General features: G+C 73.0%; 17 protein-coding genes and 1 riboswitch. Of the genes, 11 read left to right on the top strand and 6 right to left on the bottom strand.

All coding sequences use genetic code 11. The features are described from left to right. From DEI94_RS05885 to thiM, 4 genes are all read right to left on the bottom strand, one after another. Positions 1 to 648 (bottom strand): TenA family protein, encoded by a 648-nt coding sequence (locus tag DEI94_RS05885; protein WP_111026848.1) that lies wholly within the window; start codon positions 646 to 648, stop codon positions 1 to 3. Beyond that, positions 645 to 1454, bottom strand: coding sequence for a bifunctional hydroxymethylpyrimidine kinase/phosphomethylpyrimidine kinase (gene thiD, locus DEI94_RS05880; RefSeq protein ID WP_111026847.1), 810 nt, complete (start codon positions 1452 to 1454; stop codon positions 645 to 647). Before thiD ends, DEI94_RS05885 begins: the two co-directional genes overlap by 4 nt. Next, positions 1451 to 2101 carry a thiamine phosphate synthase gene (thiE, locus tag DEI94_RS05875; RefSeq protein ID WP_111026846.1) on the bottom strand — a complete coding sequence of 217 codons (651 nt, stop codon included), beginning with the start codon at positions 2099 to 2101 and terminating at the stop codon, positions 1451 to 1453. The genes thiD and thiE overlap by 4 nt, the downstream gene beginning before the upstream one ends. After that, positions 2098 to 2907, bottom strand: coding sequence for a hydroxyethylthiazole kinase (thiM, locus tag DEI94_RS05870; RefSeq protein WP_111026869.1), 810 nt, complete (start codon positions 2905 to 2907; stop codon positions 2098 to 2100). The genes thiE and thiM overlap by 4 nt, the downstream gene beginning before the upstream one ends. Further along, positions 2899 to 2996: riboswitch (TPP riboswitch) on the bottom strand. (Overlaps the previous gene by 9 nt.) Before the next feature lie 153 nt (positions 2997 to 3149). Between thiM and DEI94_RS05865 the strand changes: the two genes are divergently transcribed. From DEI94_RS05865 to DEI94_RS05840, 6 genes are all read left to right on the top strand, one after another. Continuing rightward, positions 3150 to 4835 (top strand): AMP-binding protein, encoded by a 1686-nt coding sequence (locus tag DEI94_RS05865; protein ID WP_111026845.1) that lies wholly within the window; start codon positions 3150 to 3152, stop codon positions 4833 to 4835. A gap of 101 nt (positions 4836 to 4936) precedes the next feature. Next, entirely contained in the window at positions 4937 to 5992 is a 1056-nt protein-coding gene (locus DEI94_RS05860) for an ATP-dependent DNA ligase (protein ID WP_111012673.1), read from the top strand. A 4-nt stretch (positions 5993 to 5996) separates the two neighbouring features. Next, entirely contained in the window at positions 5997 to 7235 is a 1239-nt protein-coding gene (locus tag DEI94_RS05855; protein ID WP_111026844.1) for a putative hexosyltransferase, read from the top strand. Positions 7236 to 7510: 275 nt separating this feature from the next. Next, complete coding sequence (locus DEI94_RS05850; RefSeq protein WP_181441818.1) at positions 7511 to 7672, top strand: hypothetical protein; 162 nt, start codon at positions 7511 to 7513, stop codon at positions 7670 to 7672. Next, positions 7669 to 7935, top strand: a complete 267-nt coding sequence (locus DEI94_RS05845; RefSeq protein WP_111026843.1) for a hypothetical protein — start codon at positions 7669 to 7671, stop codon at positions 7933 to 7935. Before DEI94_RS05850 ends, DEI94_RS05845 begins: the two co-directional genes overlap by 4 nt. After that, a complete protein-coding gene (locus DEI94_RS05840; RefSeq protein WP_181441817.1) occupies positions 7932 to 8081 on the top strand; it encodes a hypothetical protein in 150 nt (49 codons plus the stop codon). Before DEI94_RS05845 ends, DEI94_RS05840 begins: the two co-directional genes overlap by 4 nt. A gap of 119 nt (positions 8082 to 8200) precedes the next feature. Here DEI94_RS05840 and ligD read toward each other — a convergent pair whose 3' ends face one another. Continuing rightward, positions 8201 to 9226 carry a non-homologous end-joining DNA ligase gene (gene ligD / locus DEI94_RS05835; RefSeq protein WP_111026842.1) on the bottom strand — a complete coding sequence of 342 codons (1026 nt, stop codon included), beginning with the start codon at positions 9224 to 9226 and terminating at the stop codon, positions 8201 to 8203. A 179-nt stretch (positions 9227 to 9405) separates the two neighbouring features. Between ligD and DEI94_RS05830 the strand changes: the two genes are divergently transcribed. The 4 genes from DEI94_RS05830 to DEI94_RS05815 all read left to right on the top strand — a co-directional run bounded on the left by DEI94_RS05830 (position 9406) and on the right by DEI94_RS05815 (position 12813). Beyond that, on the top strand, positions 9406 to 9585 hold the full coding sequence (locus tag DEI94_RS05830; protein WP_111026841.1) for a ribbon-helix-helix domain-containing protein: 180 nt from the start codon (positions 9406 to 9408) through the stop codon (positions 9583 to 9585). Next, complete coding sequence (locus tag DEI94_RS05825) at positions 9582 to 10286, top strand: hypothetical protein (RefSeq protein ID WP_111026840.1); 705 nt, start codon at positions 9582 to 9584, stop codon at positions 10284 to 10286. Before DEI94_RS05830 ends, DEI94_RS05825 begins: the two co-directional genes overlap by 4 nt. Positions 10287 to 10531: 245 nt before the next feature. Next, complete coding sequence (locus DEI94_RS05820; RefSeq protein WP_258378014.1) at positions 10532 to 11773, top strand: glycosyltransferase; 1242 nt, start codon at positions 10532 to 10534, stop codon at positions 11771 to 11773. Then, complete coding sequence (locus tag DEI94_RS05815; protein WP_258378013.1) at positions 11770 to 12813, top strand: GmrSD restriction endonuclease domain-containing protein; 1044 nt, start codon at positions 11770 to 11772, stop codon at positions 12811 to 12813. Before DEI94_RS05820 ends, DEI94_RS05815 begins: the two co-directional genes overlap by 4 nt. Before the next feature lie 16 nt (positions 12814 to 12829). On the opposite strand, the gene DEI94_RS05810 is transcribed toward DEI94_RS05815, so the two are convergent. Then, complete coding sequence (locus DEI94_RS05810; protein ID WP_111026838.1) at positions 12830 to 13321, bottom strand: SRPBCC domain-containing protein; 492 nt, start codon at positions 13319 to 13321, stop codon at positions 12830 to 12832. Between the two features lie 150 nt (positions 13322 to 13471). Here DEI94_RS05810 and DEI94_RS05805 point away from each other — a divergent pair, with 150 nt between their 5' ends. Continuing rightward, complete coding sequence (locus DEI94_RS05805) at positions 13472 to 14110, top strand: uracil-DNA glycosylase (RefSeq protein ID WP_111026837.1); 639 nt, start codon at positions 13472 to 13474, stop codon at positions 14108 to 14110. Positions 14111 to 14115 lie beyond the last annotated feature (5 nt).

Here is a 14115-nt window from a genome sequence, read left to right as displayed (position 1 = left end):
TCACACCGGCCACACCTCGTGTCGCCAGGCGGCGTCCCAGAACATCCACTCGTAGCGCGACGCCGTGGTGAACGCCTGTCGCATCTGCTCGACCTGGTGGGCGGAGGCTGCATCCGCGGCACGGTCGACCACATCGCGGGCCTCGGCGGTGACCGCGGTGAAGCCCGGATCCCCGTAGGTCCCGATCCAGTCCCCGTACGGATGGCCGTCGAGGTCGCCCACGCGGTGCCGCAACCGGCGTCCGACGTCGTCGTAGAGCCAGAAGCACGGCAGCACACCCGCGACGATGACCGGGTACGACGACGACGCCGTGAGCGACAGCAGGTACGACGTGTACGCGACGCAGGTCGGTGACGGGGCCACCGAGGAGCCGTCCACACCGTGCGAGGCGTGCAGCTGCCGCTCGACGGCGACCGCGTTCGCGGCGGCGTTGCTCCAGAAGGCGAGGTCAGCGGCGTCGTCGGCTCGAGTCGCCGCGGCGGCCAGGACCCTCGCGTACGCCCCCAGGTACGCCGCGTCCTGCTCGAGGTAGTGGAGGAACGTCGCCCTCGGGAGGGAACCGCGCTCGAGCGCCACGAGGAACGGGAGCGCGTCCACCGCATCGCGGATCGGCGCCACGGTCTCCCAGACCTCGTCCGTGAAGCTCATCGCTCGTCCCACAGGCGCACGAAGTGGTGGACAGGGCCGTGGCCCTGTCCGACGTCGAGCACGTCGGCGCCCGCGAGCGCGTCCTGCAGCCAGGACCGGCCGTCACGGACCGCCTCCGCCCACGAACCCCGTCGCGGCCGCAGTGCCGCGACCGCCGAGGACAGGCTGCACCCCGTGCCGTGGGTGTTCTCCGTCGGGATCCTCGGGCTCCGGAGGCACTCGACCCCCGACGCACCGGCGAGGACGTCGACGACCTCGTCTCCGGTGTCGAGGTGTCCGCCCTTGAGGAGCACGCGACGAGCACCGCGGCGCACGAGTTCGCGTGCCTGGTCGCGCATCGCGTCGACGGACGTGGCGGGCGCCGTCGCGAGCAGCGCCGCGGCCTCCGGGATGTTCGGCGTGACGAGCGAGACGAGCGGCAGGAGCTCCGTCATGGCGTGGACCGCGTCGGGACGGAGCAGGAGGTCACCGCTCGTGGCGACCATCACCGGGTCGAGCACGACGACGTCGCACGGTGGCATCCGGAGGAACGCGGCGACCACGTCGATGGTCCCGGCGGTGGCGAGCATGCCGATCTTCACCGCGTCGACGCGGACGTCGTCGGTGAGCACACGCAGCTGCTCGGCGACGAAGGACGAGGGCACCTCGTGCACGCCGTACACACCGGTGGTGCTCTGCGCGGTCAAGGCGGTCAGAACGGTCGTTCCGTACGCGCCGAGCGCGCTGAAGGTCTTCAGGTCCGCCTGGATCCCCGCCCCGCCGGACGGGTCACTGCCGGCGATGCTCAGGGCGACCGGTGGCCTCATCGGGCACCACTCCCCCAGGCAGCTCTGAGCGCGGACGTGGCTGCCGCGACGTCGGGGCGGCCGCAGATCGCACTGACCACGGCCATCCCCGCCGCACCGCTGGCCCGGACGGACGGCGCACGGGCGACGTCGACACCGCCGATGGCGACGCACGGCCAGGGGCTGGCATCGACCACGGCACGCAATCCGTCGAGTCCGCAGGGCTCGGCGGCGTCCGGCTTGGTGCTCTGCGGCCACACCGGACCGACGCCGAGGTAGTCGATGACGCCCGGCCCCATCGCCTCCGCCGCGTGCACGTGGGCGACGGTCTGGGCGGAGAGCCCGATGAGTGCGCTCGGTCCGAGCAGACGTCGTGCCAGCACCGGGTGCAGGTTGGACTGCCCCACGTGCGCGCCGTCGGCTCCGATGGCGCGCACGAGTGCGACCCGGTCGTCGACGAGCACGGGGACCCGCCCGCCGGCGGCGGCGACGACCGCGCGGCCCATCGCGACGAACTCGTCGTCGGATGCATCGTGGTCTCGGAGCTGCACGGCCGTGACGCCGGCACCCACGGCCTCCTGGACGGTGTCGGCGACACCTCTCGCCCCGCACATCCGCGTGTCGGTGACGAGGTAGAGGGACAGGTCGGACGACCGGGAGGCGCTCATACGAGCCGGACCCGGTCCGCGACCTCGGCCGACGTGATCGAGGCGAGCTGGTCGAGCAACTGCACGGCGAAGGTGCCCGGCCCGCGGCTGAGCGGGGCGGCCTGCTCCGCGGCCACGGTGAGCACCGCCGTCGCCGCGGACGCGGCGAGCAGCGGTTCGGATCCCGTCGCCGCGAACGCGGCCATCAGCGCCCCCAGTGCGCAGCCGACCCCGGTGACCTGCGTCATCCAGGGGTGCCCGTTACGGAGTCGGACGGTCCGGTCGCCGTCCGTGAGGTGGTCGGTGGGTCCGCTCACCGCGACGACCGTGTGGAAGCGGCAGGCGACCTCCTCCGCCGACCCGAGCGCCGCCTCCGGACTGTCGGTCGCGTCCACGCCCTTGCCGCCCGCGCCGCCCGCGAGCGCCATGATCTCCGATGCGTTCCCACGCACGATGGAGGGCCGGTGCTCGAGCAGGTCCATGGCGACGCCCGTGCGCCATCCCAGCCCGCCCGCGGCGACCGGGTCGAGGACCCACGGCGTCCCGTGCTCCGCGGCGCTGAGCACCGCCGCCGTCATCGCCTCGACGGTCGGCTCCTGCGGGGTGCCGAGGTTCACGAGCACGCCGCCCGCGGCCCCGGCGAACGGCCCGGCCTCGTGCGGGTTGTCGACCATGGCGGGCGCGGCGCCGACCGCGAGCAGCACGTTCGCCGTCCACTGTGCGACGACGATGTTCGTCAGGCACTGCACGAGTGGTGGGCGGTCGCGGAGACCGTCCAACGCCGCTGCGAGCGCCGACGGGTCGAGTGGGACAGATGGAGATGCCACGGATGACGTCCCTTCGCTGGTACTAACCAGATCAGGTTCGACGGGTCTGTTCTCAGCCTCGCTCGATGGAGGCACCCCGCGTCGCAGGCGAGTCTAGGGCCGTCGGACATTGGCGCACCCTGCTGTTAGCCTGACGAACGGCCGAAGATGAGCCGGACCACGACCGAGCGTCCCGTGCGAACCCGATCCGGACCCGACCCGTCTCCGAACCAGCAGCGGTACCACGTTGGAACAGGAGCACGATGTCAGCGAGCAGCGCCCTCGGGAACTACACGGCGGAACAGGTCGAGCGGTACTACGCGAACGGCGACTGGCAGGACGGGGTCCTCATCGACATCGTCCGCGACCGTGCCGACGCCCACCCGGAGCGGACGTTCGTCACCGACGGCACGCTCACGCTGACGTACGGGCAGCTCCGCGAGGACGCCATCCGCCTCGCCGTCGGCCTGCGCGGCCTCGGTGTGGGACGGGGCGACCGCGTCGTCGTGCAGATGCCGAACTGGGCGGAGTTCGCCACGATCGTCGTCGCGCTCTCGCGGCTCGGTGCGATCCTCGTCCCCACGATGCCGATCTTCCGGCACGACGAGGTCGGCTACGTCCTCGAGCACTCCGAGGCGAAGGTCGTGATCGGCCCGCACGTGTTCCACCGCTTCGACCACCTCGCCATGTTCACCGCGCTCAAGGACCGGATCCCGACCCTCGACCACGTCGTCGTCGCCCGGGCCGAGTACCCGGACGCGCTCGACGGCGCGATCGACCTCGCGTCGCTGGCGGCCGAGGGCGACCTCGACGAGCTCGACGCGTCGCTCGGTGACACCGCGGGCCCCGACGATGGCTGCCTCGTCGTCTACACCTCGGGCACCACGAGCCGCCCGAAGGGCTGCTTCCACACCTTCAACACCATCCACGCGGCCGCACGCCTGCTCAACGAGCGCCTGCACGTCGACGAGGGCGACGTGATGTTCAACCCGTCGCCCGTGAGCCACTCCACCGGGCTCATCACGGGCCTCCTCATGCCGCTCATGGTGGGGGGCGGCACCCACTTCATGCCCGTCTGGGCGCCGGACGAGGGCATCGAGCGCATCCGCGAGTACGGCTGCACGATCACCGTGACGTCGACGACGTTCCTGACGACCGTGATGGAGGCGTTCGACCCGGAGCGCCACGACCTCAGCTCGATGCGGTACTGGGTGTGTGCCGGCGCGCCGATCCCGGGTGCCGTCGTGCAGTCCGCGCGCGCGATGTTCCCGTCGTGCCAGATCCTCAGCCTCTACGGGCGGAGCGAGAACATGACGACCGCGTTGTGCGCACCCGAGGACGCCCCCGAGAAGTCCGTGCTCTCGGACGGCCGGGCCCTCGCGGACTCCGTCGTGAAGGTGGTCGACGAGGACGGCGTCGAGGTCCCCGCCTGCACGAGCGGCGACATCGCGTACCAGGGCCCGTCCCACATGCTCGGGTACTACCGCGATCCGGAGCAGACCGCCGCGCTGTTCACGCCCGACGGGTTCTCGCGCTCGGGTGATCTGGGCGTGATGGACGCGGACGGCTTCGTGCGGGTGAGCGGCCGCATCAAGGACATCATCATCCGCGGCGGCATCAACATCTCGTCGCGCGAGGTCGAGGACCTGCTCGGCGAGCACCCCGCGGTCCGCACCGTCGCCGTCGTCGCGATGCCGGACCCGCGGCTCGGCGAGCGCTCGTGCGCCTTCGTGGTGGTCGCCCCCGGTCACGACGAGCCCTCGTTGTCCGACCTGACCGACTTCCTCCGGAGCAAGCAGATCGCCGTGCAGAAGCTGCCGGAGCGTCTCGTGGTGATCGACGAGCTCCCGATGACCCCGGTCGGCAAGGTCCGCAAGAACGTGCTGCGCGACCGGATCGCGTCGATGCTCGCCGAGGAGCAGCGCGGTGTGACGTCCTCCCAGGACTGACGGCTCCGCCACGGCCGTCAGCGCCGTCGACGGCCGTCAGCGCCGCCGACGCCCGTCGACGCTGACGGCAGCCTCCCGGCCGCGGGGCGTTGGATGGGTCGATGGCCCTCCCCACCGCCGCGGACCCCGTCGCCCCGATGCTCGCCAAGGCCGTCCCGGACGTCCCCGCCGCGGACGCCGTGCCCGGGGGCCTCAGCTACGAGCCGAAGTGGGACGGCTTCCGCGGGATCGTCTACCACGACGGCACGGACGTCGAGATCGGCAGCCGCGGGTCGAAGACGCTCACCCGGTACTTCCCGGAGCTCGTGGCGGTGTTCCGCGACCAGCTGCCGGGGCCGTGCGTGCTCGACGGCGAGATCGTCGTGCGGACCGGCGAACCGGGCGCGGAGCGGCTGGACTGGGACGCCCTGACGCAGCGGATCCACCCCGCCGCGTCCCGGATCCGGAAGCTCTCGGTCGAGACCCCCGCTGCCTTCGTGGCGTTCGACCTGCTCGCGTTCGAGGACCGGGACCTGCGGGACCTGCCGTTCGCCGAGCGCCGCGTCGCACTCGAGGAACTCGGTCGCGCGTTCGAGGACCCGCTGTTCGTGTCCCAGCGCACGCTCGACGTCGAGGAAGCCCGCCGCTGGCTGGTCGAGTTCGAGGGGGCGGGACTCGACGGTGTCGTCGCGAAGCCCCTCGCCGGGCCGTACGCGCCGAACAAGCGCACGATGCTCAAGGCGAAGCACCACCGCACCGCCGACGTCGTCGTGGTCGGCTACCGCGTCCACAAGTCGGGCGAGGGCGTGGGGTCCCTGCTGCTCGGCCTGTACGACGCGGACGGCGAGCTGCGGATGGTCGGCGGCGTCTCCGCCTTCTCCGACGCCCGACGGCGGGAACTCGTCACCGAGCTGGATCCGCTGGTCCGGCGGGACGCGGACGGGAGGCCTGTCACCGGCGCCACCGAACGCAGCCGGTTCGCCTCGGGGCGCGACACCTCGTTCGTCGAGCTCGAGCCGGAGCGCGTCGTCGAGGTGCGGTACGACCAGATGGAGGGCGACCGGTTCCGCCACACGGTGCAGTTCGACCGGTGGCGGCCCGACCGGAACGCGCGGTCCTGCACCTTCGAGCAGCTCGAGCAGCCGATCGCCTACGACCTCAGCAGCGTGCTGCGCTGATCCCGTGGGTGCCTGGGACCTCGTCGAGCGGGGACGACCGCGTGGCCGCGACGGCCTGTGGTCCGACCGCGCGCCCGGACGGCTCACGATCCCGCGTCCGGGCGCGGCGACCCTCGTCGTGCTCGGCGGCTACGCGGTGTCGCGGGTGCTCGCGACCGGCCTGCTGCTCACCGCCTGGATCGTGAGCGGCGGCGTCCACGACGCACACGCGACCCTCCGGGCCCCAGGCGGGTTCGGCGGGTTCCTCACGGCCTGGGACGGCGCCTGGTACCGGCGGATCGCCCTGCATGGCTACCCGTCGGACCTGCCCGTGACGGGCGGTGCGGTGCAGAAGAGCGTGTGGGCGTTCCTCCCGGCGTACCCGGCCGTGGTGCGCGCGCTCATGTCGATGACCTCGCTCGGATACGCACCGGCCGCGGTGACCGTGTCGGTGGTGGCGGGCGGCGCGGCCACGGTCGTCCTGCACCGGCTGCTCGCGGAGCGGTTCGGCAGCCGTCCGGCGATGTGGGGCGCGCTGTTCTTCGCGTTCGGACCGCTCGGGTTCCTGTTCCAGGTCGCGTACGCCGAGTCCCTGTTCCTCGCGCTCGTGTTCGCCGCACTCCTGGCGGTGCTCCGGGGCCGGCCGCTCGTGGCGATGCCGTTCGGGGTGGCCGCGGCGTTCACGCACCCCGGTGCCCTCGCGGTGCCGGTCGCCCTCGCGGCGGTGTGGGTGGCGTCACTCGTGCGTCGACGGCCGCTGCCGCTCCGGACGCACCTCGCGGTGGTCGCGTCCGGTCTCGTGACCGCGGCGGCAGGACTCGCGTGGCCGGTCGTCGTGACGCTCGTCACCGGCCGCGGCGACGGCTACGTGGCCACGGAGACCGCCTGGTGGCGGGACTACATCGGGGACGCCGCCGCGGTGTTCCGCCCGCTGACGCCGTGGTTCCTGTTCGCGGAACGGCTCGTCGGCGGCTGGGGCGTGCCGATCGTCGCACTGCTCCTCGTCGCCGTCGGCTGGTGTCTGGCGTTCCGGAGTCGTGCACTCGGCGTCGGGATCGGGGCGTTCGTCGTCGCGTACGTCGCGTACCTCGTCGCGGTGTTCCTGCCGCAGCAGAGCACCTTCCGCATGTTGCTGCCGCTGTCCCCGGTGCTCGGCACCCCTGCGCTGTCCGCCTCACCGCGTCGCGCGACGGCGACGTTGGTCGTCGGCATCGCGGTCCAGCCGATCGCGATATGGACGCTCTGGGTCGCCTGGCCACCCTGACCCGCGGTTCCCGACCGGACTGTCCCGTTCACGCGGCTGTCCCCCTGCGGAGGTGCACGGTTCACCCAGCGATGCGACGATCAGCGGGTCGAGGACGCCGATCAGTGCCCACCGTGTCGCCCGGCGCCGGGGAAACAAACCGACTGTCCGAATTCCGCACAGTTCTCCTCCATAGTTAGGCGAACTAGTAACTCCGTGCCACAGTTGTTCCAGGTCGGAGATAGTCTCCGAACCGAACGAGTTCCTGGGCACTGCCCTTCGAGAACAGGACCACCATGAGCACGCATCTCCTCCCCGTCCGTCACACGGCGCAGCGCAGCCCGTTCACGGAGATCCGGGAGGCGCGGCACCAGCGCGCACTCGTCGCCAGCGCGACCGGCATCGTCAGCGTCACCGTCGCGAGCCTCGCGCTCGTCACCCTCGGGCTCGGCGCGTGAACGCCCCCGCCATCGTCACGCCGCTCATCGAGCGCGCCGCCGCTCCGGCACCGACGACCACCTGGGCCCTCGCGGACGAGGGCCTCTGGGTCGCGACGCACGCCGGGTACTTCGGCGGCACCATCGACCAGCACGGCGCGCACCACTACGCGATGGACACCTTCGGGCGCTACGTCGGGGACTTCGCGACGCTCGACCTCGCGAAGCAGCACCTCATCGAGCACATGACCACGCTCTTCGGCACGGAAGGAATGGCAGCATGAACGGCATCGACGGCATCAGCGACGCGCACCGCGGGACGTGGTCGCGCTTGACCCGCCTCCACACGGCGAGCGCGGGCCTCCCGACGCAGACCAAGCGCACCGAGGACGGGCGCACCGCCCGCGACGAGGCAGTGCTCGGCCTGTAGGAACCGATCGGCACCGCAGCCCAGATCGCACATCGCGCCGCTCACCTCCGGGTGCAGCGGCGCGTTCTGCATTCTCGGCGCGGAGACGCGGCGCGTTCTGCGGTCTCGGCCGGGGCGCGTCAGGCCTGTTGCTTGCGCGCCCGCGACGGCTGGACGCGAGGCGGCTCCCCCGGCATCTTCGGGTAGTCGGGCGGGAACGGCATCTCGCCCAGACCGTCGGCGAGGTCCCGCTCCCACCACGCCAGCAGCGCGTCGATGCGGGCGGGCTGCGCGTGCATGTCCTCCCACGGGTCACCGACGGTGCGGAGTCGCTCCGGGATCGAGCGCACCGTGTGTGTCCGCGGGTCGGTCTCCGACAGTTCCTCCCATCGGAGCGGGGTCGAGACGGACGCGTGCGGGAGTGCTCGGGGGCTGTAGGCACCGGCGATCGTCCGATCCCGGTTCGCCTGGTTGAAGTCGACGAAGATCCGCTCGCCGCGCTCTTCCTTCCACCACGCGGTCGTCACCTGCTCCGGCATCCGCCGTTCGAGTTCGCGGGCGGCGGCGATCACCGCGTGCCGCACGTCGAGGAACTCCCATTCGGGCTCGATCGGCGCGTACACGTGCAGGCCGCGGTTCCCCGAGGTCTTGATCCACGCGGTCAACCCCGCTTCGTCGAGGACCTTCCGCAGCTCGAGCGCGGCGGGGACGGCGTCGTGGAAGTCGGTGCCCGGCTGCGGGTCGAGGTCGATCCGCAGCTGGTCCGGGTGGTCGCTCCGCTCGGCCCGTGACGCCCAGGGGTGGAACACGACGGTGTTCATCTGCGCCGCCCACACCGCCGCGGCGGGCTCGTCGATGACCATCTGCGGGTGTGCGCGGGCGCTCGGGTAGGTCACGGTCACGGCGCGCACGTAGTCGGGCGCGCCCTTCGGCGGGTTCTTCGAGAAGAACTGCTCGCCGTCGACGCCCTCGGGGAACCGCTGGAGCGACACCGGCCGGTCCCCGTTCGCGCGCACGAACGCGTCCCCCACGGCGACGAGATAGTGCGCGAGGTCGAGCTTCGTCAGCCCGAGCTGCGGCCACAGCACGCGGTCGGGGCTCGAGATCCGGACCTCGCGGTCGCCGTCCGGTCCGGGCACCGTCAGCATCGTCGCCTTGCTCGCCATCCGTGCAACCTACGCCGACCGGCCGGGAGGCGCGGCACCGGCCCGCACACCGGCGTCGGTCCGGTCCCGCCCGTCCAGACCGCTTCCATCGAGTCGGGGGGCCGGCGCCGGCGGGCCTCGGTCGCCGTCGCCCGACCGGCACCATGGACACCCGGGTCGTCTCGGTCTAGATTGCTAGCATGGTAGCCAATAACGGCAGCAAGGTGCAGTTCAACGTGTACCTGCCGGCCGAACTCGTCCGCGAGCTCAAGCACCGCGCCATCGACGAGGGGGTCTCGCTCTCGTCGCTCGTCGAACACGTGATGTCCACGTACCTGTCGGGGGACGAGACCGCCCCGACGGAGGGGGAACGGCCATGACGACCGTCCGCAGCATCCTGGACACCGCCCACCCCGCCGCGTGGCACGACCTCGCGACGGCGCTCGGGCTCCGACGGCACGATGCCCCCGCCGACGACGACTGGACGGAGTTCGACGGCGACGGGGTCCTCGCCATCCGCGGCGTCGATGACGGGTCGGCCGACGACGGACGGGTCGATCTGCAGGTGGTGGTGGCGGACCTCCCGGCAGTGCGGCGCTCGCTCGAGGGCACCGGAGTCGCGGTCCGGACCACCACGCTCGCCGACGGCGGGGAGCTGCTCGCCGTCGACGTCGCCGGTGCTCCCGTCACCATCACCACCGCGGACCGTGCAGCCGCCGGCGGCGCGACCAGCGTCATGCCCATCCGGTACGCGTCGTCGGTCGCGGACGCCGCACGCGTGTTCCGTGCGGTGGGCCTCCGACCCCGGATCGCGGCCGACGGCGGCGGATGGGCGGACTTCACCGCGGACGACGGCGGCCTCGCGGCCCTGCACCACGGGGAGGACGGCCGCACCGAGCTGTCGTTCGAGCACCGCGGCGACCTCGACGCACTCGCCGCACGTCTCCGCGCCGGCGGGTACGAGGCGGACGTGGTCGACGAGGCATACAACCGGACCGTCCTCGTGACCACGCCCGACGGCTGGCGACTGTGGGTCAACGGGACCCAGGAGGACCTCCACGGGTACTCGCGTCAGGACTGAGCGCAGCCCCAGGCCGACCGCGGCCCGCTCGCCCTGCCCCGCGTCCGCTCGGTCCTCCCGCGAGATGGCAGAAGGTGTCGCTCCGGGTCCGGTCGAAGCGGCAACGACCGCAACCACCCCCCGTACGAGGGTCACGAGATCGCAGCCGGTGTCGCTTCAATGGGGATCGAAGCGGCAACGACTGCGATCTCGATGAGGTGGGAAGCGGGGCGGGGCGTGATGCCGCTCGCCAGTAGGCTGACTCGGTGATCGACACCCCCGCCACCCCGCTCCGGATCGCGCTCGTGTCGCTGCACACCTCCCCCGGGGACGAGCCCGGTTCCGGCGAGGTCGGTGGGATGAACGTCGTCGTGCGACACCAGGCCGAGGCGCTCGCGGACCTCGGGCATCGGGTCGAGATCGTCACCCGCCGGTCGTCACCGACGCAGCCGGACTCCGTCGAGATCGTCGCGGGCGTGTGCCTCCGCTTCCTGTCGGCCGGGCCCGCACAGCCGGTCCCGAAGGGCGAACACGACGCCTTCATCGAGCCGTTCCGGGCGGGACTGGCGGAGCTCGGCCCGTACGACGTGTTCCACGCGCACCACTGGTTCTCCGGCATGGCCGCGCTGCCGGTGGCTCGGGAGCGCGGGGTCCCCCACGTGCAGTCCTTCCACTCGATCGCCGCCGACGCAGCGACTCCGCTGTCCGAGGGCGAGCGCCCCGAGTCGGCGGGCCGGATGGAGGGCGAGGCGTTCCTGGCGCGCGAGTCGGACGCCGTCGTCGCGATCAGCGAGGCCGAGGCCGACACCGTCCGCTCCCGGCTCGGCGCCGCAGCGGAGCGGGTGGTCATCGTGCCACCCGGTGTCGACGGCTCGGTGTTCCGTCCGGCGAGCGCCGCGACCCGCGCCGCCGCCCACGACCGCCCCCGCTACGTCGTCGCGGCCGCTCGGGTGCAGCCCCTCAAGGGCCTCGACCTGGCGATCGCCGCGGTCGCCGCCGTTCCCGAGGCCGTTCGGCCGGACCTGGTGATCGCGGGCGATGCGTCGAGCGAGGCGACCGGATACGTCGAGGAGCTCCGCGCGCTCGCGGATCGACTCGGCATCGGGGACCGGGTCCGGTTCGTCGGTCCGCAGTCGCGCCCGGACCTGGCGATGCTGTTCCGCAACGCGGGACTCGTGCTCGTGCCGTCGCACTCCGAGACGTACGGTCTCGTCGCGCTCGAGGGCTCCGCGTCCGGCGTGCCGGTGGTCGCCGCCGCCGCGGGTGGCCTGCGCGAGGCGGTCGTGGACGGTGAGACCGGCATCGTCGTGGAGTCGCGCGACCCGGACGTCTGGGCGGGCGTCATCGCGACCGTCCTGACCGATCCGGCGCTCGCGGACCAGCTCGCCGCGGCGGGGCGGGAGCGCGCGGAGCGGCTCAGCTGGGAGCGGTCCGCCGAGGGACTCGTCGAGACCTACCGGTCGGTGATCGCGCGCGTCGAGGAGCGCCGGCGCTCCGCGTCCGCGTGAGCGGCGTGCTCCGGCGAGCCGTTCGGGCGGCGCTCGTCACCGGGACCCTGTGCCTGCTGACCGCGTGCTCGGCGGTGAACGGCGGCGTGCCTCCCGGGTCCGGCACCGGCGGCATCGGCGGGGCGGGCACCGCTGCTGCCGGCCCCGGCGCGGTGAGCGTGAGCGCTGCCGCGAGCGCGGGGACCGCGCCGGGTGCCGCCGACACCCCCTCCACGGCGGCGACGGGCACCGCCGTCGCCCTCCTGGCGACGCTGCCCGTCAAGGGCCGCGCCGCGGCGACCGGGTACGACCGCGTCGGCGACTTCGGCACCGCCTGGCTCGACCGCGACCACGACGGATGTGACACCCGCGACGACGTCCTGGCGCGCGATCTCACGGACGTCGAGCGCCCGGGAGGCTGCCGGGTGCTGTCCGGCACCCTCGTGTCGCCCTACACGGGAGCGGCGATCCGGTTCACGCGCGGCGCGACGACCTCGGCCGCCGTGCAGATCGACCACGTCGTGGCGCTCGAGGACGCCTGGCAGACGGGGGCGCAGCAGCTCGACCAGGAGGCTCGGGAGGACCTGGCGAACGACCCGGGCAACCTCCTGGCGGTCGACGGGCCGTCGAACGAGCAGAAGGGGTCCGGTGATGCCGCCACATGGCTGCCGCACGTCGTCGCGTTCCGGTGCTCCTACGTGGCCCGGCAGGTCGCGGTGAAGGCCGCGTACGGACTCTGGGTCACCCCAGCCGAACACGACGCGATCGCCCGGATCCTGGCGACCTGCCCGATGCAGCCCGCGGTCCGCACGGCGTTCTCGGCCCGACCGGGAGGCACGGCCGCCGGAAGCGGGTCGAGCGCCGCCGCCGTCGCCCCGGCTCCGGCGACTCCTGCGGCTCCCGGAGCGCAGGCTGCGACACCTGCCGGTCCGACGCCAGCACCGAGCTTCGCGAACTGTGCGGCGGTCCGGGCAGCCGGTGCGGCACCGCTCCACGTCGGCGACCCGGGGTACTCGCGCCAGCTCGACCGCGACGGCGACGGCACGGCCTGCGAGGACTGACCGCGGACGGCCCGTGCTACCCCTGACCGGCGAGGAGCTCGTCGATCCGCTCGAAGTCCTCGTCCATCCCGGCGTCGATCCCGCTCGCGAGGACGGCGTCGCAGGCCTCCTTCGAGGCGTGGGTCGAGGTGATCTCGAGCGCGGATCGCCCGCCCTCGAGGTCCACGAACCGCAGGGTCTCGAGCGTCACCCCGATCTCGCCCTCGTACTCCCACGTGTGGACGATGCGACCGGGTACGACCTCGTGGTACGAGCCACGGAAGGCCCAGCCGGCGCCGTTCGCCGCCTCGACGACGTAGCGGAACGCACCGCCGGTCACCGCGTCGAACCGGTCGAGCCGGACGGTGGTGCCGTGGGGCCCCATCCACCGGACGAAGCGCTCGGGATCGGTGTGGGCGCGTTGCACGGCGCTCGCTGGAGCGTCGAACTCGCGACGGTGCCGAACGCTCTGGTCGCCGACGCGGATGTGCTCCGTCTCGGCCGGGCCGCGGGGGTCGTCCTGAGGCATCGGGGGTCCTTCCGGATTCAGCCGCGGCGGTGCGGCCGGGTTCGTCGTGCTCGTGTCAGCGCGCGGCAGCACCGTATTCGGGCTCGCGGTCGGACGTCAAGGACCGCGACGGTCGTGCTCGGCCGATGGTGCGAGCGGCAGGATGGGGACATGCCCCTCGACCTCGCCGCGTTCTGGTCGGCGCTCGACGCGGTCCCGGTGCCCGACGACGCCGAGGCGTTGTACGACGCGTCGGCGGAGGGCACGCTCCGACGCGGCAACCTCGACCGGTACCTGCGCCTGCTCGCCGACGCCGGATCGACCGTGCTGCTCGTCGCCGAGGCCCCCGGCTGGCGGGGCATGACGAACACGGGCCTGCCGTTCGTCAGCGTGCGGGAACTCGACGCGCGCCCGGGGATCGTGACCGGGGCCGCCGAGGGTGACGGCTTCGCGCGACCGCCGGAGCCGACCGCGCCGTGGGAGGCCTCCTCGCGGGTGGTCTGGGCCGCGCTCCGGGACTGGGCGGGGCCGTTGCCCGTCGCGTGGCCGGTGTACCCGCACCACCCGTTCGCCGCGCCCGACCGACGCACGAACCGGACGCCCCGACCGGCCGAGGTCCGAGCCGGCGCTCCCGCGACGCTCGCGCTGCTCGAGGCGCTCCGCATCGACGACGTCGTCGCCGTGGGGCGGAAGGCCCAGGGAGCGCTCGCCACCGCCGGCATCGACGCGGTCGCCGTCCGCCACCCCGCCCAGGGCGGCGCACGACAGTTCACGGACCAGCTCGCCGCGTTCTCCGCAGCCGTCCGCTGAGCCGG

This window comes from Curtobacterium sp. MCBD17_040 (genome assembly GCF_003234805.2).
In the GTDB taxonomy this organism is placed as follows: Bacteria; Actinomycetota; Actinomycetes; order Actinomycetales; family Microbacteriaceae; genus Curtobacterium.
The sequence above is the reverse complement of the archived record's forward strand: the minus strand, read 5'-3'. Positions and strand labels throughout refer to the sequence as shown.

What these genes read in the sequence shown, in the direction of transcription:
- DEI94_RS05885 (WP_111026848.1), bottom strand. Translation starts at nt 648, where the DNA reads ATGAGCTTCACGGACGAGGTCTGGGAGACCGTGGCGCCGATCCGCGAT.
- thiD (WP_111026847.1), bottom strand. Translation starts at nt 1,454, where the DNA reads ATGAGGCCACCGGTCGCCCTGAGCATCGCCGGCAGTGACCCGTCCGGC.
- thiE (WP_111026846.1), bottom strand. Translation starts at nt 2,101, where the DNA reads ATGAGCGCCTCCCGGTCGTCCGACCTGTCCCTCTACCTCGTCACCGAC.
- DEI94_RS05865 (WP_111026845.1), top strand. Translation starts at nt 3,150, where the DNA reads ATGTCAGCGAGCAGCGCCCTCGGGAACTACACGGCGGAACAGGTCGAG.
- DEI94_RS05860 (WP_111012673.1), top strand. Translation starts at nt 4,937, where the DNA reads ATGGCCCTCCCCACCGCCGCGGACCCCGTCGCCCCGATGCTCGCCAAG.
- DEI94_RS05850 (WP_181441818.1), top strand. Translation starts at nt 7,511, where the DNA reads ATGAGCACGCATCTCCTCCCCGTCCGTCACACGGCGCAGCGCAGCCCG.
- DEI94_RS05840 (WP_181441817.1), top strand. Translation starts at nt 7,932, where the DNA reads ATGAACGGCATCGACGGCATCAGCGACGCGCACCGCGGGACGTGGTCG.
- ligD (WP_111026842.1), bottom strand. Translation starts at nt 9,226, where the DNA reads ATGGCGAGCAAGGCGACGATGCTGACGGTGCCCGGACCGGACGGCGAC.
- DEI94_RS05830 (WP_111026841.1), top strand. Translation starts at nt 9,406, where the DNA reads ATGGTAGCCAATAACGGCAGCAAGGTGCAGTTCAACGTGTACCTGCCG.
- DEI94_RS05825 (WP_111026840.1), top strand. Translation starts at nt 9,582, where the DNA reads ATGACGACCGTCCGCAGCATCCTGGACACCGCCCACCCCGCCGCGTGG.
- DEI94_RS05810 (WP_111026838.1), bottom strand. Translation starts at nt 13,321, where the DNA reads ATGCCTCAGGACGACCCCCGCGGCCCGGCCGAGACGGAGCACATCCGC.
- DEI94_RS05805 (WP_111026837.1), top strand. Translation starts at nt 13,472, where the DNA reads ATGCCCCTCGACCTCGCCGCGTTCTGGTCGGCGCTCGACGCGGTCCCG.